Here is a 22,552-nt window from a genome sequence, read left to right on the forward strand (position 1 = left end):
CGTTTCGAGCGGGTCCCTCACCCGAAGGTGAACGAGTACGCCTGCAGTCCCGGACTCAGCTTCAGCGTCACCGTGCCTTGTTGCGGCGTCGCCGACTGCGCCACGGCGTAGATGTCCGGGCTCCCCGACACCGCGATCTGCTTCGTCACCCCGCCGACCGTCGCCGTGATGGTGCCGGCGCCGCCGACGTCCAGGTAGACCGTGGAGGCGTTGTAGGTGAGGTCGAGGGAGGCGTCGGCGCCCGCGGTCAGGTACTCGGGGGTCGTCGTCCACTTGCCGTGGAAGTCCAGGGGTGCGCCACCGGCGTCGCTGCGGGCGGAGCCGAGGTAGGTTTCCGGGCTTTGCGCCGGGTTCGTCGGGGTGGTGTCGGCGACGTCGGTGCGCGGCGGGAGGGTCTGGCGGGGGTTCGCGGTGGTGAGCAGCTCGCGGATGAGCGACTCGGTGCCGTCGTAGTCGCCCTCGCCGATGGAGACGTGGCGGACGTGGCCGGTGGCGTCGGCGAGGTACTCGGCGGGCCAGGACTGGTTGTCGAACGCCTTCCAGGTGGCGTAGTCGTTGTCGATGGCCACGGGGTAGGTGAGGTGCTGGCGGGCGGCCCCGGCCGCGACGTTGGCGGGCACCTGCTCGAAGGCGTACTCCGGCGTGTGGATGCCGACGATCTCCAGGCCTGCGTCGTGGTAGCGCTGGTACCACGCCTCGACGTGCGGGATGGCGCGCTGGCAATTGATGCACGAGTACGCCCAGAAGTCGTAGAGCACGACTTTTCCTTGCAGCGCCGCGGGTTTGCCGCCCGGCGTGTTCAGCCACTGGTTGATGCCGACGAGCTGCGGCGCGGTCCCGCAGTCCTGCAGCTCGTCGGTCGGCTCACACGACTGCAGCCCGGCCTGGTTCGTGCCGAGGGCCTGGTTCAGCCCCGCCGTGTAGTCGGGAATGGCGCGCTGCAACGCGTCGGTGACGTTGAACGTGAGCGCGACGGCCAGCCCGATCACCACGACCCCCGCCGCGATCCGCACCTGCCGCTGGCGGTCGCGGAAGGCCTTCACCCGCTCGGCGACGCGGTTTCCGGCCAGCGCGAAGAACAACAGCGGGATCGCGGTGCCCACGGCGAACGCGATCGTGAGCGCGACCGTCGACACGCCGATCGAGTGGGTCGCGCCCGCCACCGTGATGGCCGCGAGCACCGGCCCCGCGCACGGCACGTAGACGGTGCCGAGCGCGAGCCCGAGCACGAACGCGCCGCGGTCGCCCGGCACGGATTTGCGGCCCAGCCGGACAAACGGGCGTTCGAGGAGGTCCTGCACCCGCGGGAACATCATCGCGACACCGAGTACCACCAGCACCACGAGCCCCGCCCAGCGCAGCACGTCGCCGGGCAGGTGCAGCGCCGCCAGCACGAGGGTGCCCAGCAGCGTCACGAGGCTGAAGCTCAACGCCAGCCCCGCGACGATGAGGAACGGCCGCCGCCGCGTGGGTGCCGCGGCGCTCGCCCCGCCCGTCATGAACAGCACCGGCAGCACCGGGAGAACGCAGGGCGAAATGCCGGTGATCAGCCCGCCCACCAGGCCGATCAGCACCAACGTGATCAGGGTGACCTCCTCTGTCTCCGCACAGAGTAGGCCGGGTACTTCACGTCGAGACGGGTCCTGCGTGGACGGTCAGGGATTCGTAACACTCCTGCGCAGCCCGGCTTCTTCCAGCAGCGGCACGATCCGCGTGCCGAAGAAGTCGAGTTCGGGCTGGTAGTCGTAGAACGTGAGCTGAACGCCGTCGATGCCCGTTTCGTGCAGGCGGCGCAGCTTGTCCGTGACCTCCTCGGGCGAACCCACGATGTGCAGGTGCCCGCCCACCGCGCGGCCCCGCGCCGAGTGCTCGAGCCACGACTGGCTGTCGCCCGCGGTGTGGCGATCGGTGAACGCGCCGATCGCGCCCAGGTCGGCGTGGTCCATGATCGCCTGGTAACGCGCGTGCGCCTCTTTGCCGGTGGGCGCGGAAACGACCGTGGGGTTGATCACCACACGCACTTCTCGACCCTGATCACGCGCGGCCTGCTTGACCTTCGCGACGTGCGCCGGCAGCGCTTCGAGCGCGCGGTCGATGTTCTCTCCCGCCGGGCTGGAGATGAACACGAGGTCGGAGTTGCGCCCGGCGAAGGCGAAGCCCGCCGGGGAACCGCTGGCGGACACCAGGATCGGCCGGCCGTACTTCGGCAGCGGCGACGCGTACGCCTCCTGCAGCGAGTAGTGCTCGCCCTGGAAGGTCAGGTTGTCCTCGCCCGCCCACAGGTCCTTGCACACCGCAACGAACTCGTCGGCCATCGCGTAACGCTTGTCGTGCTCGGGCTTGAGCTGGCCGAACATCGCGGGTTCGGTGTCGGCGTAGCCGGTCACGATGTTCGCCCCGAAGCGGCCGCCGGAGATGTGGTCGGCGGTGGCGAGGAACTTGGCCAGGTGCAAGGGATGCCACGGTCCGTACAGCACGTGCACCGTGCCCAGCAACAGGATCGACTCCGTCGCCGACGCGAGCGCGATCGCCGAGACGAACGGGTCAAGGAAGTTCTCGCGGTAGTGCGTCTCACCGCCGAACCCGCCCTTGGGGAGCCACTGCGACAGGCCGAACGCGATGTCGAACCCGAACTTCTCCGCTTGCTGCGTCAGCGTCCGGTTGTAGTCGAACGTCCAGTCCGTCCCCCGCGGCAACGTCGACTGCGACCACCCACCCGTCTGCAGCGGCAGGAAAACCCCCAGCAGCAACGGTTGCCGCAGCACCCGGCTCAACGGGCTGTCCGGGAAATCCTGCGGCTGCGCCGGCTCCACCAGCCCGGCCCGATCACGTACGGACATGCACCACTCCTCGCCCTCATCCGCCGCGAGAATAGGTTGGACGTCAGACGTCTGGCGAGTGTGCCCAAGATCTGGGAAGAGCGGGTCCGGCACCCCGACCGGTGTGCCCGACACCCACCCGTCCGGCCGCACCGGTTGGGATCAGCTCGTCGCGTTGAGGGCGTCGAGCAGCCACGTGTGCGTGACGCCCATCGGTGCCGCCTCGCCGGTGACCTCGCCCGTCAACGTCCAGTAGCGGCGTACCTGCGGGGTGCGGTCAGGCGCGGTGCGGTGGTTGAGGGTGCGGCGGAAGGCCGGGGTGTCGGCGGCGCCCAGGGCCGCGGCGTGGGCCGCGACGAACCGGTCGAGCGCCGGCCCGGGTGCCGGGCGCGTGCCGGACGCCACGTCGGCGGAGGCGAGCGCGCACGCTTCGGCCACGTCCGCGTGCAGGGCCGCGAGGTCGGCGATCCGGTCGTGGTTCACGAGTGTGCTGTCGCGCAGCGCGGTGACGAACGACTGATCCGCCGCCAGCAGCACGAGCGTCGCGTACGCGACGACCTGCTCGGGCGTCGGCACTTCCGGCGGCGGCGGTGCGCTGAGGGCGAGGAACATGCGCGCCGAGTGGGCGGGCATCGGACCGGTGGTCATGGGCCGCCAGAGCCGCACGAGGACCTCGTGGGACGCGTGGCCGTCTTCGACCGCGGAGAGCAGCTCGAGCCGCGCGGGCCGGTCGATCGGCGTCGCGTCCTCGACCGCGCGCAGCACGGACCGCCGCCACGCGAGCGTCGCGAACTCGCGGTCGAGGCTCGCCCGCTCGGCGGCCACGGCGTCGGCGAGCGAGCGGCGCCCGGCGAGCACATCGGTGATCAGCGGCAGCCCCAGGCCGAGGCCGCGCATCCGCCGCACGAGCGTGAGCCGCTCGACCGCGCCCGCGTCGAACCGCCGGTGCCCGCCGGCGCTGCGGGCGGGTTCGAGCAGGCCTTCGTCGCAGTAGAACCGGATCGTGCGCACGGGCACGCCGGTCCGCCGCGCCAGGTCGCCGATCCCCAGTGTGAGCCCGGTCACCATCGGTAGAACCTCCAGCCGGATGGAGTTCCTACGGTACGGCCATGGACACCACCCGCCTCGCCACCGCGCTCCACCACCACACCACCGCCCTCGCCCACACCGCGGCGGCCACCGACCCCGACACGCGCGTCCCCACGTGCCCCGACTGGCCCGTGCGCGTCCTCGTCGGCCACGTCGGCCAGGCCCACCGCTGGTCGGCGAGCATCATCCGCACCGGCCCGTCCCCGGTACCCGACCCCTTCACCGCCGACCCCGGCGACCCGGCGGACTGGGCCTCCTGGCTCCACGCGGGCGCCGCCGAGCTGATCGCGGCGGTGTCCACAAGCGACCGTCCCGTGTGGACGTTCTTCGGACCGGGACCCGCGACGTTCTGGCTGCGCCGCATGCTCAACGACACCCTCGTCCACCACGCCGACGCCGACCCGCATTTCAAAACCGACCCCGACCTCGCCGAGGACGCCATCACCGAGTGGCTGGAACTGCTCGCGCACCCGGTCACCGCCACTCTGAAACCGGACGTCGCGGAGCTGCGGGGCACCGGCCAGACCCTGCACCTCGCGCCTGACGACGGCCCGGGCTGGCACCTCACCCGCACCCCCTCGGGCATCACGTGGACCCGCGGCACCGCCCCCGCCGATGCCACCCTCGCCGGTCCGGTCACGGAGCTGCTGCTGGTCCTCACCCGTCGCAAGCCGCTCGGTCAGGCGCGGGTCACCGGGGATCGCTCGCTGGTGGAGCACTGGCTGGCCCACAGCGCGGCCTGAGCACCGGGGCAGAAACCGTCGTCGACACCTCGGAACCAAAACCGCACCGCGTGACAGTCAGACCTGGCGCGCCGTCGCCATCGCCCGCTCGGTTTCCCAGAACGCCCGCATCGACGTGATCAACCCGTCGCCACCCACGTGGTAGACGAACACACCGTCGGTGTCCACGCGGTAGCCGCCGGGCAGGTACGTGGTGATGGTGCCGACGTTCGCGCACTCCGCCCCGGCCGCGAACGAATCGCGGATCACGAACTCGAAGCGTTCGACGTGCGCGATCGTCAGGTCCCAGAACGCGCCGATGCCCTCGTGCCCCCGGTGGCCCTTCCCGTGCTCGTCGAACATCGACGGGCCGACCGGGTCCTCCACCACGGCGTCCGGCGCGAACAACGCGAGCCACGCGGCTTTGTCCCCGGCGGCGACCGACGTCATCGAGCGGAACGACGCCAGGCGAGCCGGCGGCTGGTCCGCGTCGACGTCCCAGCTGACCTCGACCCCCACGTCACTCCCCCGATCCGAGCTTCTCGACGACCTCGGCGCCGAACTTGCGGATGGCGTCGACCTTCGGGCCCACCTCGGCGTCGAAGCCGATGCCCTCGAACACCCACGGCATGGTGATCGCGTCGGTCACGCCCGCCTCGGCCTGCTCGCGGAACCCGTCGAGCCCGAAGCGGTCGACGCACACGGCCTGGAACTCGAACGGGTCGTTCTCACGGCCACGCTCGGCCAGCAGCTCCTTGAGCCGCTTGATCGTGTCGCGCAGCTGGTCGACGGTCATCATCGCCGACGACCAGCCGTCGCCCACGCGGGCGGCGCGGCGCAACGCGACGTCGGTGTGCCCGCCGATGTAGAACGGCACGCGTTTCGGGGGCGTCGGGCTCATGCGGAGCTTGTCGAAGTCGAAGAACTCGCCGTGAAACTCCACCATGCCGCCGTCGAGGATGAGGCGCAGCACGTCGATGGCCTCGTCGAAGCGCTTGCCGCGGCGCTCGTACGGCGCGCCGCACCACTCGAACTCCTCCGGCGACCAGCCGATGCCCAGGCCGAGGCCGAACCTGCCGCCGGTCAGCGCCGCGACGGAGCCGACCTGGCGCGCGAGCAGCACCGGGTTGCGCGAGCCGAGTTTCACCACGGACGTGTAGAACTCGAGCCGCTCGGTGACCGCGCCCATCGCGGCGGCCGCCACCAGGGGGTCGACCCACGGCGTGTCCTCGGTCCAGAACCGGCTGCCATCGGGCGTGTACGGGTAGTCCGCGGACACCTTCTCGGAGTAGAACAGCGAATCCGGCAGGACGATCGAGGAGAAACCCGACTCCTCGGCGGCGCGGGCGAGCTCGCCCAGCTGATCGAGGGGGTTCATCGCGATCGACAGGGAGAACTTCATGCCCCGACGGTAACGTGTTCTACTTTACCCGGCCAGGGGTGCTCCACGTCACCCCTCGGGAACCCTCGGCGTACTGTCCGCGTTGTCCGTTTCAAAAGGCGGCCACGGGGCCGCCGAGACAGCTCAACACGTGGAGTGACCCATGGGCACCGCGATCCTGCTGATCGTGCTCGTCGTCGTGATCGTCGGGGGCGGGCTGTACTTCGCCCGGTCGCAGGCCGCCTCGCGGCAGCGGCAGCTCGACGACGCGAAGGCCGACGCGCGCCGCCTCGTCGAACGCCTCGGCGGGCAGGTCCTCAACATCACCGGTACCGACACGGCCTCCCAGCAGGCGATGGCCGACGCCAGCGAGCGCTACACCGCCGCCGGCTCGCAGCTCGAGCAGGCCAAGACCGTCGAGCAGGCTCGCCTGGTCAAGGACACGGCCGTGGAGGGCCTGTACTACGTCCGCGCCGCGCGGGTCGCGATGGGCATGGACCCCGGCCCGACGCTGCCGGAGGAGGCCGAGCGCGAGCGCGCCGGCAAGGTGACCGAACGCCGCGACGTCGACGTGGAGGGCCAGCACTACGCCGCCTCCCCCGACGCCGGCCAGGACACGCCGTACTACTACCCCGGCGGCCGCGTGGCCGGACGCCCGGTGCCGCAGGGCTGGTACAGCGAGCCGTGGTGGAAGCCCGCGCTCGTGGCCGGCGCGTGGGGCCTGGGTTCGATGTTCCTGTTCAGCGCCATGTTCTCCGGCATGAGCGGCATCGCGAGCGCCTCGGCCTGGGAGTCGGGCTACGACGCCGGTCAGCAGGACGCCCTCGAATCCGGCGACCAGGGCGGCGACGGCGGCGATGCCGGCGACGGCGGTGACGGCGGTGGCTTCGACGGCGGCGACGGCGGCCAGGACTTCGGCGGCTTCGACGGCGGAGGCTTCGATGGCGGAGGCTTCGGCGGCGGCGGTTTCGACTTCTGACGCCGGGCTGACGCGCTGATGCCGTGAAGGCCTCTTGAGGGATCCCGATTCCCCCGAGAGGCCTTCACGGCCTTTTCAGCGCCTCGGTTCGTCCACAGTGGATCTGCCGGATCAAGCAGGCTGACAAGACGGGCACCAATACAGGTTCCGCCCCACCAGCTCCTGCGACGCCACCTCCGTACCGCACACCAGGCACGGCATCCCGGCCCGCCGGTACACGTACACCTCACCACCGTGGCGGTCTTCGCGCGGCGCGCGGCCCTGCGCGGCCGGCATGTGCTCCGGCGCCACCGTGTCGATGCGCCCGACACGCACGCCGTGGCGCATCAACGTCACCAGGTCGGCCCACATCTCGTCCCACATGCCGCGGTCGAGGGCACGGCCGGGCACCAAGGGCGCCACGCCGTGGCGGAACAGCACTTCCGCGCGGTAGACGTTGCCGACGCCGGCCAGCACGGCCTGGTCCATCAGCAGCGCCGCCACCGAGGTGCGCGAGCGGGAGATGCGCTCCCACGCCCGGTCGGGCTTCGCGTCGCGGCGCAGCGGGTCGGGACCGAGGCGGGCCTTGATGGCGTCGGTCTGGGCGGCGTCGAGCAGTTCGCAGCGGGTGGGGCCGCGCAGGTCGGTCCAGTGCGTGGCGCCGGTCAGGCGCATGCGCACCTGGCCCACCGGCGCGGTCTCGGGCAGCGGCGTTTCGGCGAACGTGCCGTACAGGCCGAGGTGGACGTGCACTGTCCCGTGTGGACCGTAGTCGTGGAACAGGTGCTTGCCGTACGCCTCGGCCGACACCAGCGTGCGCCCGTCGAGCCGGGCGGCCTCGTCGGTGAAGCGGCCTTGGGGGCTCGCGACGGAGACGGGCGCGCCGGCGTAGCGGCGTTGGTGCAGACGGGCGAGGCGGTGCAGCGTGTGCCCTTCGGGCATCAGGCTTGCGGCAGGGCCGGCGGGGTGCCGGTGCGCTCGTAGTCCAGCAACTGCCGGATGCGGCGGTTGTGGCGCTCTTCCGGCGACGGCTCGGTCGCCAGGAACGCCTCGACGATCGCGGTGGCCTGCTCCACGGTGTGCATGCGCGCGCCGACGCCGAGCACCTGCGCGTGGTTGTGCTCGCGGCACAGCTGCGCCGTCTCGACGCTCCAGCCGAGACCCGCGCGGATGCCGGGCACCTTGTTGGCGGCGATCTGCTCGCCGTTGCCCGAGCCGCCGATCACGATGCCGAGGCTGCCCTCGTCCTCGACGACGCGGCGCGCGGCCTCGACGCAGTAGGCGGGGTAGTCGTCGGCGGCGTCGTACACGCGCGGACCGACATCGACGACTTCGTGTCCCTGGCCCGCGAGGTGGCTGGCCAGGTGGTTCTTCAGCTCGAAACCGGCATGGTCGGATCCCAAGTAGACACGCACAGCGGCGAGTCTGCCATCACCGCCGGTGGCGGGCATGATCTGGGGGTGGACACGTGGGTGCAACCGGGGCACGACATCCGGCTCGAATGGGGTGGAGAAGGCGTCACCGCGCTCGGCGGAGCGTGCGCCGTGCTCGTGGTCGTCGACGTGCTTTCCTTCAGCACCACCACGGATCTCGTCACCGCGCGCCGCGGCCGCGTGCTTCCGGTGCGCTGGCGCGACGAGCGCGGGGTGGCCGCCGCGCGGGCCGCCGGAGCGGTCGTGGCGGGCGACGGACCGTGGACGCTGCGGCCGGCGTCTGTGACGGAGATCCCGTCCGGCACGCTGCTCGCGCTGCCCTCGCCCAACGGCGCCACCCTCACCGCGGCGGCCGCCGCCACCGGCGCGCACGTGCTGGTGGGCTGCCTGCGCAACGCCTCCGCCGTCGCGGCGAAGGCACTCGACCTCGCGGCCGGGCGGCCCGTCGGGATCATCCCCGCGGGCGAACGCTGGGGCATCGACATGCTGGGCGGGAGAAAGGAATTCGGCCCGCTGCGGCCCTGTGTGGAAGACCAGCTCGGTGCGGGCGCCGTCGTCGCGGCCCTCGCGCGCGCCGCGCGCACGCTCTCGGCCGAAGCAGCGCTGGCCGCGGCGGCCTACGCGGGCACTGACGTCCCCGAGGCCCTGCGCACCTGCTCCTCAGGCCGCGAACTGGCCGCGGCCGGCCACCCGGACGACGTGGCACTCGCCGCGCAGATCGACGTCAGCGCAGGCGCGCCCACGCTGCGCGGAGAACTCCTGGAGGTGGGATGACCTGGACCGAATTGGCCGACGGCGTACACGCGCGCCGCCACGAAGAGCTCGACCTGACCACGGGACTCGTGATCGGCGCCGAACGCTGCCTCGTGATCGACACGTGCGGCGACGTCGACCAGGGCGCCGAGCTCGCCGCGGCCGTGCGCGAGCTGACGGACCTGCCGTGGAGCGTCGTCTACACGCACGCGCACTTCGACCACGCCTTCGGCACCACGCCGTTCCTGCCCTGCGACGTCTGGGCGCACGAACGCTGCCTGCCCGAGCTGGTCCACCACGGCGAAGCCACGAAGGCCAAGTGGAGCGCGAAGTACCGCGAAGCAGGCAAACCCGGGATCGCCGACGCGCTCGACCGCACCGGCGTGATGCCGCCCGACCGGCTCGTCACGGACCGAACCGAGCTGGAACTCGGTGGCCGCACCGTCGCACTCGTGCACCCCGGCCGCGCGCACACCGACCACGACCTGGTGGTGCACGTGCCCGACGCGAGTGCCGTGTTCGCCGGCGACGTGCTGGAACACGGACCCGAGGGCTTCACCGCGGAGTCGTTCAGCGACGAAACGCACCTCGGTGAATGGCCGGGCGCGCTCCAGGCGATCCTCGCGCTCGACCCGAGGATCGTGGTGCCCGGCCACGGCGAACCCGTGGGCCCCGGGTTCGTCCGGGAGCACCGCGACGGGCTGCATCGGCTCATCGAGCTGAAGGCCGCCGTCGCGGCCGGGACCACCGGGGCGGACGAGGCCGTGGCGGCCTCGCCCTACCCCGAGGACGTCACCAGGGCCGCGTTCGCGACCCCGTGAGCGTCAGTTGAAGTTCAGCTCACCCGTGCGAGTGCGCTTCAGCTCGAAGAAGTCCGGGTAGCTCGCCATCGCGACGGCGCCGTCGAACACCTTGACGGCGTCGTCGCCGCGCGGGATCGAGTTGAGCACCGGGCCGAAGAACGCGACGCCGTCGATGTGGATGGTCGGCGTGCCGACGTCCATGCCGACCGGGTCCATGCCTTCGTGGTGACTCTTCTTCAGGGCGTCGTCGTACTCGGTGGAGTCGGCGGCCTCGATCAGCTCGGCCGGCGCGCCGACCGATTCGAGGGCTTCCTTCAGGACCACGTCGAAGTCCTTGTTGTCCTGGTTGTGGTAGCGCGTGCCGAACTCCGTGTAGAAGTTGCGCAGCGCCTCCTGGCCCATCGCGGCGTTCAGCGCGGTCGCCACGCGGACCGGGCGCCAGCCCTTGTCCATCAGTTCCTGGTAGCGCTCCGGGAGCTCCTCCCGGCCCGAGTTGAGCACGGACAGGCTCATGATCCGGAAGTTCAGGTCCAGCTCGCGCTGCTTCTCGACCTCGAGGATCCACCGCGAGGTGATCCACGCGAACGGGCAGATCGGGTCGAAGTAGAAGTCCACCTTGGTGGGCTTGGACGCAGCGGTCATCTCTCAGGCTCCTCGGTGAGATTTTCGACGTCGGCAAGCATGCCTGTGCGGGCGGTGTCCCGCACATCCGGACGCAACGGCGCGCCGGGCCCGGTTGTTCCCCGTCGCCCGAGGACCGCTTCGCATGATTGGATGCTCGACAGCCCGAAAACCGGAACCGAAATCGAAGACCAGAGGTGCCCGTGCCCGCCCCCAACCTGACTCGTGACGAAGCCAAGCAGCGCTCCGGCCTGCTGGATGTCGCGTCCTACGACATCGTGCTGGACCTGACCGACGGCCACGGCGGTCCCGGTGAGAAGACGTTCCTGTCCACCACCACAGTGCGCTTTTCGGCCACCCGGCCGGGCGAGTCGTCCTGGATCGACCTCGTCGCCGAGGGCGTCCGCTCCGCCGTGCTCAACGGCGACGAACTCGACGTGAGTGCCTACGTCGAGGACAAAGGCATCGCGCTGCCCGGGCTTGCCGCGGACAACGAGCTCGTGGTCACCGCCGACTGCCGCTACATGAACACCGGCGAGGGCCTGCACCGCTTCGTCGACCCGGTCGACAACGGCGTGTACCTGTACACGCAGTTCGAGACCGCCGACGCGAAGCGCATGTTCGCCTGCTTCGACCAGCCGGACCTGAAGTCGGTGTACCGGCTCACCGTCCGCGCGCCGCGCGACTGGAAGATCGTGTCCAACGCCCTCGTCGAGGCCGAAGAGGACACTTCCGACGGCGCGCGGCTGACGAACTTCGCCGTGTCGATGCGGATCTCGACCTACCTGGTCGCGCTCATCGCCGGCCCGTACGCCGAGTGGCGCGACGAGTTCTCCGACAGCCACCGCACGATCCCGCTCGGCATCTACTGCCGCGCGTCGCTCGCCGAGCACATGGACGCCGACCGCCTGTTCGCGGAGACCAAGCAGGGCTTCGGCTTCTTCCACGAGAAGTTCGGCACGCCCTACCCGTTCTCCAAGTACGACCAGCTGTTCGTGCCCGAGTTCAACGCGGGCGCGATGGAGAACGCCGGCGCCGTGACCTTCCTCGAGGACTACGTCTTCCGCAGCCGCGTCACGCGCTACTCCTACGAGCGCCGCGCCGAGACGCTGCTGCACGAGATGGCGCACATGTGGTTCGGCGACCTGGTGACCATGCGCTGGTGGGACGATCTGTGGCTCAACGAGTCGTTCGCGACGTTCGCGAGCGTGTTCGCCCAGGCCGAGGCCACCGAGTACAAGAACGCGTGGACCAGCTTCGCGAACATCGAGAAGTCGTGGGCCTACCGGCAGGACCAGCTGCCCTCGACGCACCCGATCGCGGCCGACATCGTCGACCTGCACGCGGTCGAGGTGAACTTCGACGGCATCACCTACGCCAAGGGCGCGAGCGTGCTCAAGCAGCTCGTGGCCTACGTCGGCATCGAGCACTTCCTGAGCGGGCTGAAGGTCTACTTCGGCAAGCACGCGTGGGGCAACGCGACGCTCGCCGACCTGCTGGCCGCACTGGAGGAGGCCTCCGGGCGCGACCTGTCGTGGTGGAGCGCCGAGTGGCTCGAGACCACCGGGCTCAACTCGCTCAGCCCGCGCTACGAGGTGGCGGCCGACGGCACGTTCTCCTCGTTCGCCGTGGTGCAGACGGGCGCGAAGCCGGGCGCGGGTGAGCTGCGCACGCACCGCGTGGCCGTCGGCGTGTACGACGACGTCGAGGGCAAGATCGTGCGCACCGAGCGCGTGGAGCTCGACGTGGCGGGCGACCGCACCGAGGTGCCCGCGCTGGTGGGCACGCCGGCGGGCAAGCTCGTGCTGGTCAACGACGACGACCTCACCTACTGCCGCATGCGCCTCGACCCGGCGTCGCTCACCACGCTGATCGACCGGATCGCCGACATCGATGAGCCGCTGCCCCGCACGCTGTGCTGGTCGGCCGCATGGGAGATGACGCGCGAGGCCGAGCTCAAGGCGCGCGACTTCGTGACGCTGGTGTCGCGCGGCATCCACGCGGAGAGCGAGGTCGGCGTGGTGCAGCGGCTGCTGCTGCAGGCGCAGACGGCGCTCAACTCGTACGCCAACCAGACGTGGGCGGCGGAGCAGGGCTGGCCGGCCTTCACCGGCCGGCTGCTGGCGCTCGCCCAGGGCGCCGAAGCCGGATCCGACCACCAGCTGGCGTTCGTGAACTCCCTGGCCGGTGGCGTGCTCGACGAGGCGACGCTGGGTGTCGTCGCGGGCTGGCTCGACGGGTCCGCGCCGCTGGCGGGCCTCACCGTGGACACGGACCTGCGCTGGCGCCTGCTGCAGGCGCTCGTGGCGCACGGCAAGGCCGGCACGGCCGAGATCGACGCCGAACTGGCCAAGGACGACACGGCCGCGGGCCGGCGTCACGCCGAGCGCTCGCGCGCCCTGCAGCCGACCGCCGAGGCCAAGGCCGACGCCTGGCAGCGCGCGGTCCACGACGACGAGATCCCCAACGCCGTGAGCGACGCCCTCATCTCGGGCTTCTCGCACCCGGGCCAGAAGCAGCTGCTGGGCGGCTACGTCGAGCGCTACTTCGAGATCGTCGACGAGGTGTGGACGCGCCGCTCCAGCGAGCGCGCCCAGCCGACCGTGATCGGGCTGTACCCGTCGTGGGCCGTCGAACCCGCCACGGTGACGGCGTCGGACAAGTGGCTCGAGGGCGACCACCCGGCCGCGCTGCGCCGGCTCGTCTCCGAGGGCCGGGCGGGCATCGTCCGCGCGCTCGCGGCGCGGGAGTTCGACAGCCAGGCCTGACCGGTGGGCGGGCCGCTCGTGCGCGAGAGCGGCCCGCCCACGACGAAGGGGGCCTCCTCGGCGATCGAGGAGGCCCCCTTCGGGTGTCAAGCGAGGATCAGTGCTTCGGCTCCGGGCCGGCCTGGTCGCTCAGCATGCGCAGGGCGTTGACCAGGCCACCGACCAGGTCGCCCTCCTTGAACGAGGCCACCATGCTCGCCACGGCCAGGTTGGCGCCGCGGTCGGGCAGGCGGACGTGGGAGCGCTCGCCGATCACGATCTCGATCGCGCGCTGCGCGGGCGAGACCGCGACGACAACGGCGTTGGTCGGGTCGTCGGTGGAGGCCAGCAGCTTCTCGGCGGTGGCGCGGGTGTCCTCGCCGAGGTCGCCGAGGTACACGCTGAAGGCGACGCCGGACTCGCGCGTCGCGAAGGTCAGGGCCTCGTCGAGCCGCGCGAGCTGCTGCACCGAGAAGGGGCTGGTCGGCTCGGCCGGCTCGTACATCTTGGCCGCGGAGATGCGGCCGCTGTTCGTGACGACCTCGCCGAACGCGAGGTCCTTCTCCGCAGCGTCTTTTCCGAGCGTCTCGACCGCGGTGGCCGAGTGCGTGAGTTCACCACTTGCCACGTGCGCCTCCGGCGGCGTTCGGGGCGCCCGAGGGCACCACAGCATCCGGATCGACGGCGTGGTGGCCCGCACCGACACCCTCCGGGTTGGCGGTCCACCACATCGCGGGGTACTCCCACGGCTGTCCCGGCCGGTACCGCGGCGTCCCCGAGAACTTCTTCCGCAGGGTGGCCGCACCGACCACCAAGTAGATGGCCAGGGGGATGACCGCGTAGACCAGGATCGTCTCGACAACGTTCACGCCGGTGAGCGTATCGGATGGCCCTGGTGGCCACCGCGCGGCGCCGCGCCGGGCGGTTCGGCGAACTCGACCGCTCGTCGTGCGGGAGCGCCCGTCCGCCGCTTGGCTCGCGCGCGCTGGAACGTTGGGGCGAAGCCGGGCGGGCCGAAAGGTTGCAACTCAACGTACAGGCGGCCGTACCGGTCGCCCCCGTCTTGTCGGCGCACTGAAATCCTCGTAGCTTTTTCACCTGTACGGGCCTTGCGGTCCGCTCCCCAGCCCCAGCAGGTCACGCACCGGTCCCAGGAGGCCATGTCATGCAGAGTGTCCAGCCCCCCGCTCAGGCGATCAACGAGGCCATTTCGTCACCCAGTGAAATCGAATTCCTGACCGGAACGCGCGTGACGTCCGGCACAAGGGTTACCCGCGGTACTCGGGTCACTCGCGGTACCCGCGTCACGGCCGGCACGCGTGTCACTCGCGGCACCCGGGTCACCCGCGGCACGCGCGCCACCAACGGCACCCGCGTGACCGCCGGCACCCGCGTCACGCGCGGCACCCGCGTGACCCGTGGCACCCGCGTCACTTGTGGCACCCGCGTCACCCGGGGCACCCGCGTGACCTCACAGGCCGACTTCGCTCTGGCCGCCTGACCCGCCGCCCGGGCACACGGGGCACCGGGGACACCGGACCGAAGAAAAACGCCCGCACACCCCCTTGGGGGCGCCGGGAGCGTCGAATCCAAGCTCAGCGCGAGAACCGCGCACGAACCACCGGCTCGCCCCGGCCGCCGCACAGGCAGCCGGGGCGCCGACGTGTCAGCAGCCGGTCAGGCCGCGGACCCCAAGTACGGCTGCCACAGCGGGTCGGCCTCCTTGGAGTGGGCCAGCAGCCGCCAGTGCGGGCCGTGGGGCGCCCGCGGCACCACCCGCAGCCGCCAGCCCAGCTCCGAGAGGAGCTTGTCGGCCTTGCGGTGGTTGCACTTGGCGCAGCAGGCCACGCAGTTGGTCCAGCTGTGGGGCCCGCCGCGGCTGCGCGGCAGCACGTGGTCGATCGTCTCGGCCCGGCCGCCGCAATAGGCGCAGCGGTACCGGTCGCGGTGCATGAGCCCGGCCCGGGTCAGCGGCACCTTCGCGCGGTACGGCACCCGCACGTACGTGCTGAGCCGGATCACCGAGGGCACGGGCAGCGACACGGTCGCGGCGTGCAGCTCCACGCCCGCCGGGTCCCCGTGCACGACCTCCGCCTTGCCGCACATCACCAGGACCACCGCGCGCCGCATGGGCAGGGCGGTCAGGGGTTCGAAAGTCGCGTTCAGGAGCAGTACGCGACGGCGGCCCCACGACGGGGTCGCCGGGTCCCGGCCTCTACGCTGTCCGGGCGGACGGGATACTCCCCCTGGTCGGGTCCCCGGCCCGGCCGGGTTCGCTCCGCCGGATGCGGAACCTCCCGAGCAGGCACGCAGGACCGCCTGCGGCGGCTCGTCGGCCATGGCTTGGCCGCTGCCGCCGAGGGGGATGGGTTGTCGGTCTGGCACTCGACCACCTCCACCGGTGCAGGCATAGTCGACCACACATCAGCCCCAAAGTGCACGTGTGTTACGTGACGTGTCACGTGCCCGCGACCCAACATCCACTTGCCGTTGGGTGAACCGAAGCGACGGAAGGACTGTTCCACCCCGTGAACCCCGTGCTCAGCGCCCCGCCAGCGTGCATCTCCGACCCCGGCACGTGGTGCTCGCAGGTCTTCGCGATCACGCACAACGAGTGGCTCGCCGGTTCGGCGGACTGGCTCGTGACCAAGCCGCTGCGGATCATCCTGATCCTGGTTCTCGCGTTCCTGGTGCGGTATCTCACACGGCGTCTCATCGATCGCGTGACCACGCTCCCCCGCGGCGGCAAGGGCAAGCTCCCGGCCCTGCTGCGGCCGTTGCGCGAACGCGCCCCCGACGTGCTCGGCCCGGCCGTGGTGGAGCGGCGCCGGCAGCGGGCCACCACGATCGGCTCGGTGCTGAAGTCGATGGCCTCGTTCCTCATCTACGGCCTGGCGTTCATGCTCGTGCTGGGCGAACTGGGCCTCGACCTGGGGCCGATCATCGCGTCGGCGGGCATCGTCGGCGTGGCGCTCGGGTTCGGCGCGCAGAACCTGGTCCGTGATTTCCTGTCCGGCATCTTCATGATGATCGAGGACCAGTACGGCGTGGGCGACGTCGTGGACATCGGCCCGGCCGTCGGCACCGTCGAGGCCGTGGGCCTGCGCATCACCACGCTGCGCGACCTGCAGGGCACCGTCTGGTACGTGCGCAACGGTGAGGTGCTGCGCGTCGGCAACTCCAGCCAGGGCTTCGCCGTGGCCGTGGTCGACGTGCCGCTCGGCTACTCCGCCGACGTGGACCGCGCGTCCACCGTGCTCACGGCGGCGGCCACGAAGGCCGCCGAAAGCGAGGCGCTGGCCGTCAACGTGATGGAGCCGCCGGAGATGCTCGGCGTGGAGAAGGTCACGCCCGAGGGCATCCAGCTGCGCCTGACCGTGAAGGTGCGCCCCGGCAAGCAGTGGGCCGTGCAGCGGGCGCTGCGCGCGCACCTGCTCGCCGCGCTGGAGGAGGCCGGCTTCGAGCCGCCGCTGGGCCGGTTCCTGTCCGCACCGGGCGCCGACAAGTAGCCGCGCGCAGGGCAAGATGGAGGGGTGTCGACTGTGAGTGGCTCCGAACCCGCGAACCTGTACGAGGCCGTGGGCGGTGAACCGACGTTCCGGCGGATCGTCGCGCGCTTCTACCAGGAAGTGGCGACGGACGAGATCCTGCGCCCGCTCTACCCGGAAGAGGACCTCGGCCCGGCCGAGGAGCGCTTCCGGCTGTTCCTCATACAGTACTGGGGCGGCCCGCACACCTACTCCGACCGCCGGGGCCACCCGCGGCTGCGGATGCGCCACGCGCCGTTCAAGATCGGCCCGATCGAGCGCGATGCGTGGCTGCGCGCGATCCGCGTGGCGGTCGACGAGGAGAACCTGCCCGAGCCGTACCGCGAGCAGCTGTGGGCCTACCTCGAGATGGCCGCGCACAGCATGATGAACAGCTTCGTCTGATGAGACGCCCGGTGGCGGGCCACCGCCGGGCCCCCGAGGGCCGGCCCCGCGCCTCGTGGTGGTCCGACGCCGTCTTCTACCAGGTCTACGTGCGCTCGTTCGCCGACTCCGACGGCGACGGCGTCGGCGACCTCGAGGGCATCCGCAGCCGCCTGGGCTACCTGGAGCTGCTGGGTGTGGACGCGCTGTGGCTCACGCCGTTCTACCGCTCCCCCATGGCCGACCACGGCTACGACGTGGCGGACCCGCGCGACGTCGACCCGATGTTCGGCACGCTCGGCGATTTCGACGTGCTGCTCACCGAGGCGCACAAGCGCGGCATCAAGGTGACCGTGGACATCGTCCCGAACCACACCAGCAACCGGCACGCGTGGTTCAAGTCGGCGATGGCCGCCGCGCCCGGCAGCCCCGAACGCGACCGCTACGTCTTCCGCGACGGCCGCGGCCCCGACGGCTCGTCACCGCCCAACAACTGGGTGTCGGTCTTCGGCGGGCCCGCGTGGACGCGCGTGCCCGACGGCCAGTGGTACCTGCACCTGTTCGCACCGCAGCAGCCGGACCTCAACCACGCCAACGCCGACGTGCGCTACGACCTGGAACGCACCCTGCGCTTCTGGCTCGACCGCGGCGTCGACGGGTTCCGCATCGACGTGGCCCACGGCATGGCGAAGCCCCCGGGACTGCCCGACATGGACCCGCGCGCGGCCGGGTTCGGCGGCGGCGAGCATTTCGACCCGCGGTTCGACGACGACGGGGTGCACGAGGTGCACCAGATGATCCGCAAGGTGCTCGACGAGTACCCGGACACGATGGCCGTCGGCGAGATCTGGGTCAACGACGACGAGCGCCTGGCCCGCTACCTGCGGCCCGACGAGCTTCACCTGGCGTTCAACTTCCGCCTGGTGCTCACCCACTTCGACGCCGACGCGATGCGCACGTCGATCGAGCGGTCGCTGGCCGTGCCGCGCGCGGCGGGCGCGCCCGCGACCTGGACGCTGTCCAACCACGACGTGTGGCGCACCGTGAGCCGCTACGGCGGCGGCGCGGCCGGGCTGCGGCGCGCGCGGGCCATGGCGCTGGTCGAGCTGGCCCTGCCGGGTGCGGTCTACCTGTACAACGGCGAAGAGCTGGGCCTGCCCAACGTCGACCTGCCACTCGCCGCGATGGAAGACCCGCGGGCACGCACGCAGGGCGCGCAGTTCGGCCGGGACCCCGAGCGGGTGCCGATGCCGTGGGAGGGCACGCTGCCGCCGTTCGGCTTCTCACGCAACCCGCGCACGTGGTTGCCGATGCCGCCCGAGTGGGCGGAGCTCACCGCGGAACGCCAGCTCGAGGACGCGTCGTCCACGCTGTCGCTGTACCGGCGAGCCGTGGACCTGCGCAAAACGCACCCGGCTTTCCGCGTCGGCGACGAGCTCGAGTGGTACGGCGCGCCCGCCGGCTGCTTCGCGTTCCGGCGCGGCAAAGGCGGGCTGATCTGCGCGCTGAACACGTCGGCGAGCTCGATCGCGCTGCCGCCGGGTCAGCTGCTGCTCGCCAGCAGCCCGCTGGTCGACGGACGGCTGCCACCCGATTCGGCGGCGTGGCTGGTCTGAGCCGACCGAGCCGGGCGCTCAGCGGGCGGCGACCTCCAGGCCGAGCATGTCCAGCAGGCCACGCAGGTCTTCGGCGTCGTGGGCCCTCGCGGCGACCGTGCGGGCGGCCAGGTCGCGTTGGTGGCGCATGCCCTGCTCCGCGGACACGCGGGCGCGGGCGAACTCACTGGTTTCGGGGGACAGCGGGCGTCGTTCCGAGCGCATGAGGCTCCTCATCGAGGCCACGCCGGCTCTGCTGCCGGCGCGCGGGGGAAAATCTCTCTCGATGTGACCGACGCTACACGACAGACACCCACGTGCACAACGAAGCACTGGTCAGCACCCAGCTCAGTCCACAAGGGACGGACAGTGTGGACCGGTTCCAGCCTGCGCGGTGATCCGCTCCGGAGGCTGGCGTCCGCGCCCGCGGTGTGGTTAGCTGCGCGAGGTCATATTTTGTGTTCGTGCGGTGGGTACTCCCCGCGGCCACGCTCGCAAGATGCGCGGGCGTAGTGGTTCTCCGTCACCGGAAGATCAAACCGTCGGTCGTCGACCCGGGTGCCGGGGTGGCACCTCGATCTTTAAGTGGTGGAGAATTCTATGACGCAAGGCACCGTGAAGTGGTTCAACGCCGAGAAGGGCTTCGGCTTCATCACGCCGGACAACGGCGGTGGCGACGTGTTCGTGCACTACTCCGAGATCCAGGGCAACGGCTTCCGCAGCCTGGACGAGAACGCTCGCGTGGAGTTCGAGATCGGCCAGGGCCAGAAGGGGCCGCAGGCCACTTCCGTCACGGTTATCTGATTTCACAAGGGTTTCCCGAGGGGCCGGCGCCGCGTGCACCGGCCCCTCGGCCTTTTTCCGGACGACCGCGTGAGAACACCGCCTGAAGACACTGTCGAGGAACAGCCGGGAACACGCTTCACGAACTCCGCGGGAACTTTGCCGACAACCGGCTCGTTGAGGGAAAAGGTCGTGGACGGCCCCCGGGCCGGACCGCACGACGGTGTGCTCCCTCCAATTCGGCGCGGTTCCGCGAATCGAGCGAACCGCCCGGCACACCCTCGAACCGGCCTCGGTTGCTGCAGAGTGCAACAACCGGACCAGCTCGACAGGAGTGTTCCAGCATCGACACCCTCCGCGTCACTCTTCCCCCTTCCATCCCGGAAGCCTCCGCCTCGACCGGCACCGCCCTGCGTGACCGGCCCGCACCCGAGCCCATGCTCGCGGGCCGCAAGACGGGAACCGAAGCGTTCCTGGTGAAGCTCTTCGCCGTGCTCCCCCTGCTGGCGGTGATCGCCGCCGTGCCCTTGGCCTGGGGCTGGGGCCTGAGCTGGCTCGACATCGGCCTTGCGGTCGGCTTCTACTACCTCAGCGGCCTCGGGATCACCATCGGTTTCCACCGCTACTTCACACACGGTTCGTTCCGCGCCCGCCGCGGCCTGCGGATCGCGCTCGCCGTGGCCGGCAGCATGGCGATGCAGGGACCCGTGATCGCGTGGGTCGCCGACCACCGCCGCCACCACGCCTACTCCGACCGCGACGGCGACCCGCACTCCCCGTGGCGCTTCGGCACCACGCCGGCGGCGCTGGCGAAGGGGTTCTGGCACGCCCACATGGGCTGGCTGTTCGACCGCGACAAGACCAATTCCCGGCGCTTCGCCCCGGATCTGCTGGACGATCCGGACATCCGCCGCGTCGACAGCCTGTTCCCCGTGCTCACGGCGGTGACGCTGCTGGCGCCGGCGCTGATCGGCGGCCTCGCGACGATGAGCTGGTGGGGCGCGCTCACAGCGTTCTTCTGGGCCGGGCTCGTGCGGGTGGCGGCGCTGCACCACGTGACGTGGTCGGTGAACTCGTTGTGCCACATGATCGGTGAGCGCCCGTTCGTGTCGCGGGACCGCTCGGCGAACTTCTGGCCGCTGGCGATCCTGTCTTTCGGCGAGTCGTGGCACAACTCCCACCACGCCGACCCGACCGGCGCTCGGCACGGCGTGGGCCGGGGCCAGCTCGACACGTCGGCGCGGCTCATCTGGCTGTTCGAGAAGCTGAACTGGGTCTCGCAGGTCCGCTGGCCCCGACCGGAGCGGCTCGCGCGAAAGCTCAGGACCGCCTGACAACCGGCCGGACGCGTCGTTCCAGCCGGGCCGCCAGCGCGCCACGATCGGTGGCGGCACGGCTGGGCGGCGTGGTCCACGCGCCGTTGTCGGGAGCCGAGACGACCTCGGCGACGAACCGCGCCACGAGCGCGGGCTCCGGAACGACGTCGCCGCCCAGGAGCGAGACGACCAGCGGCGGCTCGGCCGGCGCCGTCTCGACGGAGAGTGTCCAGCCGGTTCGCGAGTTCCAGAGCAGCATCAGGTCACGGCCGGGGTAGCGCGGCGAGCGACGGCTCAGCGCCACGTACGCCGTGACTGTGTCGGCAACCTCGCACGACGTCCCCTCCACGGAGACGCCCACTGCTTCGGCCACCGCGCGGACGTAGCCGACCAGCGCCCGTCTGAGCACCAGTGGGTCTTCGTGAACGGCTTCGGTTGTCGGACGATCGGAACCGGACAGGAGCATGGGTCTCCCCTCCACCGTCGGCAATCGGCTCTGGCGGGCGGAAACGGCCTTCTGCAGGCGCGTGCGCGCACCACGGCCGGCTCAACCGGCGGTGCGGTGTTCGAAGTCGCGCCGAATCGGACATCGGCGGCTGATCCGGCACCGACTCTACCCGGACTTTCGGTCCACGGGGACCGGCTAACCGCTCTGACCTCCGTCCATCCCGCCCGAGCCGTCGCCGGAATTGCCCAACGACGTGGCGATCCATGCCGCGAACAACGCGGCCTGCGCGTACGGCGCGACCTCACCCACGATGCGGGCGGCCTTCGAAAACCGGCCGTGGGCGATCTGGTACCCCACGCCTTCGGGCACGGCGTCCGCCGGGCGGTCGGTGCGCCACGGCGTCTGCTCGGCACGCACGTCGGCGAGGAAATCCGCCGTCGGGTCACCGTCGGGGTCGGTCATGCCCCCACCATCGCACCGCGCCCGCGGAAACACCACGCGCGCAAGGAAACCACAAGAACTTCAGATGAAAAGGGGCAACACCGCGTGCCTTCTTTTCAGCGGCCCGCCGGACACAGTGCACAGACAGGATGAACGGGGGCGAGGCACTGAAAAAGGTTGCCCCGCCCCGTTTTCACCCGAACACCTTCGTGAAGAACTGGCTCTCGGCCGGCGTGATCCGCCGGGGCCGATGGGTGACGGTGTCGAACGGTGCGATCAGCGTTTCCGCCGTGACGGCCACCGGGTCCGTCTCCGCCGGTCCCGTGTGCAGGCGGTAGGCGAGCGTGAGGCTCGCGGCCCGCAGCTGGGTCAGGGTGACCTCGACCCGGACCGGCGCGCCCGCCTCGACGACGACCGGGCGGCGGTAGTGCACCTCGAGCTTCGCGACGACGATGCCCTTGGTCATCTCGACGAGACCGAGCTCCACCGCCTCGGGGAACACCTCGATCCGCGCCTCTTCGAGCATCGTGACGATCTTGGCGTGGTTGACGTGCCCGAAGGAGTCCATGTCGGACCAGCGCGGCCGGATCAGCGTGACGTGACTCATCGGGCGGCCCTCCGGCAAAGAACCAACGTGATGACTGCTGAGTCCGGAAAATAATTAGCGATGCTAACGATCATGGTTTCACATTGACCATCAGCACCGCCGAGCACCACACCCACCCCGGAATC

Annotated in this window: 25 protein-coding genes; 10 read left to right on the forward strand and 15 right to left on the reverse strand. The window is 71.0% G+C overall.

Translation table 11 applies throughout. The annotated features are described in order from the left end of the window. Window positions 1–17 precede the first annotated feature (17 nt). From ACWEOE_RS13785 to ACWEOE_RS13795, 3 genes are all read right to left on the reverse strand, one after another. Window positions 18–1,574: a cytochrome c biogenesis protein CcdA gene (locus tag ACWEOE_RS13785; protein WP_452008232.1), complete on the reverse strand. Its 1,557-nt coding sequence runs from the start codon at window positions 1,572–1,574 to the stop codon at window positions 18–20. Window positions 1,575–1,655: 81 nt separating this feature from the next. Then, the gene (locus ACWEOE_RS13790; RefSeq protein WP_452008083.1) at window positions 1,656–2,840 is read right to left on the reverse strand and encodes an LLM class flavin-dependent oxidoreductase; all 1,185 of its coding nucleotides are present in this window, start codon (window positions 2,838–2,840) and stop codon (window positions 1,656–1,658) included. A gap of 141 nt (window positions 2,841–2,981) precedes the next feature. After that, entirely contained in the window at window positions 2,982–3,887 is a 906-nt protein-coding gene (locus tag ACWEOE_RS13795; RefSeq protein ID WP_452008086.1) for a MerR family transcriptional regulator, read from the reverse strand. 41 nt (window positions 3,888–3,928) lie between these two features. Here ACWEOE_RS13795 and ACWEOE_RS13800 point away from each other — a divergent pair, with 41 nt between their 5' ends. Beyond that, complete coding sequence (locus tag ACWEOE_RS13800; RefSeq protein WP_452008089.1) at window positions 3,929–4,651, forward strand: maleylpyruvate isomerase family mycothiol-dependent enzyme; 723 nt, start codon at window positions 3,929–3,931, stop codon at window positions 4,649–4,651. 57 nt (window positions 4,652–4,708) lie between these two features. On the opposite strand, the gene ACWEOE_RS13805 is transcribed toward ACWEOE_RS13800, so the two are convergent. Together ACWEOE_RS13805 and ACWEOE_RS13810 are read right to left on the reverse strand one after the other, a co-directional pair. After that, window positions 4,709–5,149 carry a nuclear transport factor 2 family protein gene (locus ACWEOE_RS13805; protein ID WP_452008092.1) on the reverse strand — a complete coding sequence of 147 codons (441 nt, stop codon included), beginning with the start codon at window positions 5,147–5,149 and terminating at the stop codon, window positions 4,709–4,711. A gap of 1 nt (window position 5,150) precedes the next feature. Then, on the reverse strand, window positions 5,151–6,032 hold the full coding sequence (locus ACWEOE_RS13810) for an LLM class F420-dependent oxidoreductase (protein WP_452008095.1): 882 nt from the start codon (window positions 6,030–6,032) through the stop codon (window positions 5,151–5,153). Window positions 6,033–6,174: 142 nt separating this feature from the next. Between ACWEOE_RS13810 and ACWEOE_RS13815 the strand changes: the two genes are divergently transcribed. Further along, on the forward strand, window positions 6,175–6,990 hold the full coding sequence (locus tag ACWEOE_RS13815; protein ID WP_452008098.1) for a hypothetical protein: 816 nt from the start codon (window positions 6,175–6,177) through the stop codon (window positions 6,988–6,990). 111 nt (window positions 6,991–7,101) lie between these two features. Here ACWEOE_RS13815 and ACWEOE_RS13820 read toward each other — a convergent pair whose 3' ends face one another. Together ACWEOE_RS13820 and ACWEOE_RS13825 are read right to left on the reverse strand one after the other, a co-directional pair. Further along, a complete protein-coding gene (locus ACWEOE_RS13820) occupies window positions 7,102–7,911 on the reverse strand; it encodes an Fpg/Nei family DNA glycosylase (RefSeq protein ID WP_452008101.1) in 810 nt (269 codons plus the stop codon). Next, window positions 7,911–8,384: a ribose-5-phosphate isomerase gene (locus ACWEOE_RS13825; protein ID WP_452008104.1), complete on the reverse strand. Its 474-nt coding sequence runs from the start codon at window positions 8,382–8,384 to the stop codon at window positions 7,911–7,913. The genes ACWEOE_RS13820 and ACWEOE_RS13825 overlap by 1 nt, the downstream gene beginning before the upstream one ends. Before the next feature lie 45 nt (window positions 8,385–8,429). Between ACWEOE_RS13825 and ACWEOE_RS13830 the strand changes: the two genes are divergently transcribed. Both ACWEOE_RS13830 and ACWEOE_RS13835 read left to right on the forward strand, forming a co-directional pair. Next, window positions 8,430–9,176 (forward strand): 2-phosphosulfolactate phosphatase, encoded by a 747-nt coding sequence (locus ACWEOE_RS13830; RefSeq protein WP_452008107.1) that lies wholly within the window; start codon window positions 8,430–8,432, stop codon window positions 9,174–9,176. Next, window positions 9,173–9,976, forward strand: coding sequence for an MBL fold metallo-hydrolase (locus tag ACWEOE_RS13835; protein WP_452008110.1), 804 nt, complete (start codon window positions 9,173–9,175; stop codon window positions 9,974–9,976). The genes ACWEOE_RS13830 and ACWEOE_RS13835 overlap by 4 nt, the downstream gene beginning before the upstream one ends. A 3-nt stretch (window positions 9,977–9,979) precedes the next feature. Here the strand turns inward: ACWEOE_RS13835 and ACWEOE_RS13840 are convergent, their stop codons facing one another. Further along, entirely contained in the window at window positions 9,980–10,600 is a 621-nt protein-coding gene (locus ACWEOE_RS13840) for a mycothiol-dependent nitroreductase Rv2466c family protein (RefSeq protein ID WP_452008113.1), read from the reverse strand. Window positions 10,601–10,782: 182 nt separating this feature from the next. Here ACWEOE_RS13840 and pepN point away from each other — a divergent pair, with 182 nt between their 5' ends. Continuing rightward, on the forward strand, window positions 10,783–13,347 hold the full coding sequence (pepN, locus tag ACWEOE_RS13845; protein ID WP_452008116.1) for an aminopeptidase N: 2,565 nt from the start codon (window positions 10,783–10,785) through the stop codon (window positions 13,345–13,347). Between the two features lie 97 nt (window positions 13,348–13,444). Here pepN and ACWEOE_RS13850 read toward each other — a convergent pair whose 3' ends face one another. The 3 genes from ACWEOE_RS13850 to ACWEOE_RS13860 form a co-directional block, all read right to left on the reverse strand. Further along, window positions 13,445–13,954 carry a DUF5130 family protein gene (locus ACWEOE_RS13850; protein ID WP_452008119.1) on the reverse strand — a complete coding sequence of 170 codons (510 nt, stop codon included), beginning with the start codon at window positions 13,952–13,954 and terminating at the stop codon, window positions 13,445–13,447. Continuing rightward, a complete protein-coding gene (ctaJ, locus tag ACWEOE_RS13855; RefSeq protein ID WP_452008122.1) occupies window positions 13,941–14,195 on the reverse strand; it encodes an aa3-type cytochrome oxidase subunit CtaJ in 255 nt (84 codons plus the stop codon). The genes ACWEOE_RS13850 and ctaJ overlap by 14 nt, the downstream gene beginning before the upstream one ends. An 808-nt stretch (window positions 14,196–15,003) precedes the next feature. Next, window positions 15,004–15,456 (reverse strand): HNH endonuclease, encoded by a 453-nt coding sequence (locus ACWEOE_RS13860; protein WP_326838017.1) that lies wholly within the window; start codon window positions 15,454–15,456, stop codon window positions 15,004–15,006. 398 nt (window positions 15,457–15,854) lie between these two features. Here ACWEOE_RS13860 and ACWEOE_RS13865 point away from each other — a divergent pair, with 398 nt between their 5' ends. Genes ACWEOE_RS13865 through ACWEOE_RS13875 form a run of 3 tightly spaced genes read left to right on the forward strand, consistent with a single transcriptional unit; the run spans window position 15,855 to window position 18,853 of the window. Then, window positions 15,855–16,835 carry a mechanosensitive ion channel family protein gene (locus ACWEOE_RS13865; RefSeq protein ID WP_452008125.1) on the forward strand — a complete coding sequence of 327 codons (981 nt, stop codon included), beginning with the start codon at window positions 15,855–15,857 and terminating at the stop codon, window positions 16,833–16,835. 33 nt (window positions 16,836–16,868) lie between these two features. Continuing rightward, on the forward strand, window positions 16,869–17,258 hold the full coding sequence (locus tag ACWEOE_RS13870; protein ID WP_360608026.1) for a globin: 390 nt from the start codon (window positions 16,869–16,871) through the stop codon (window positions 17,256–17,258). Further along, window positions 17,258–18,853, forward strand: coding sequence for a glycoside hydrolase family 13 protein (locus ACWEOE_RS13875; protein ID WP_452008129.1), 1,596 nt, complete (start codon window positions 17,258–17,260; stop codon window positions 18,851–18,853). Before ACWEOE_RS13870 ends, ACWEOE_RS13875 begins: the two co-directional genes overlap by 1 nt. 18 nt (window positions 18,854–18,871) lie before the next feature. Here ACWEOE_RS13875 and ACWEOE_RS13880 read toward each other — a convergent pair whose 3' ends face one another. Beyond that, window positions 18,872–19,057, reverse strand: a complete 186-nt coding sequence (locus ACWEOE_RS13880; protein WP_452008132.1) for a hypothetical protein — start codon at window positions 19,055–19,057, stop codon at window positions 18,872–18,874. A gap of 375 nt (window positions 19,058–19,432) precedes the next feature. Here ACWEOE_RS13880 and ACWEOE_RS13885 point away from each other — a divergent pair, with 375 nt between their 5' ends. Both ACWEOE_RS13885 and ACWEOE_RS13890 read left to right on the forward strand, forming a co-directional pair. Then, window positions 19,433–19,636: a cold-shock protein gene (locus ACWEOE_RS13885; RefSeq protein WP_452008135.1), complete on the forward strand. Its 204-nt coding sequence runs from the start codon at window positions 19,433–19,435 to the stop codon at window positions 19,634–19,636. A gap of 416 nt (window positions 19,637–20,052) precedes the next feature. Then, on the forward strand, window positions 20,053–20,949 hold the full coding sequence (locus ACWEOE_RS13890) for an acyl-CoA desaturase (protein ID WP_452008138.1): 897 nt from the start codon (window positions 20,053–20,055) through the stop codon (window positions 20,947–20,949). On the opposite strand, the gene ACWEOE_RS13895 is transcribed toward ACWEOE_RS13890, so the two are convergent. From ACWEOE_RS13895 to ACWEOE_RS13905, 3 genes are all read right to left on the reverse strand, one after another. Continuing rightward, window positions 20,936–21,340: a DUF6292 family protein gene (locus ACWEOE_RS13895; RefSeq protein WP_452008140.1), complete on the reverse strand. Its 405-nt coding sequence runs from the start codon at window positions 21,338–21,340 to the stop codon at window positions 20,936–20,938. The genes ACWEOE_RS13890 and ACWEOE_RS13895 overlap by 14 nt on opposite strands. 234 nt (window positions 21,341–21,574) lie before the next feature. Then, a complete protein-coding gene (locus ACWEOE_RS13900; protein ID WP_452008143.1) occupies window positions 21,575–21,841 on the reverse strand; it encodes a hypothetical protein in 267 nt (88 codons plus the stop codon). Window positions 21,842–22,013: 172 nt separating this feature from the next. Continuing rightward, window positions 22,014–22,427 (reverse strand): acyl-CoA thioesterase, encoded by a 414-nt coding sequence (locus tag ACWEOE_RS13905; protein ID WP_452008146.1) that lies wholly within the window; start codon window positions 22,425–22,427, stop codon window positions 22,014–22,016. Between the last annotated feature and the right edge of the window lie 125 nt (window positions 22,428–22,552).

It is taken from the genome of Amycolatopsis sp. NPDC004368 (assembly GCF_053602515.1).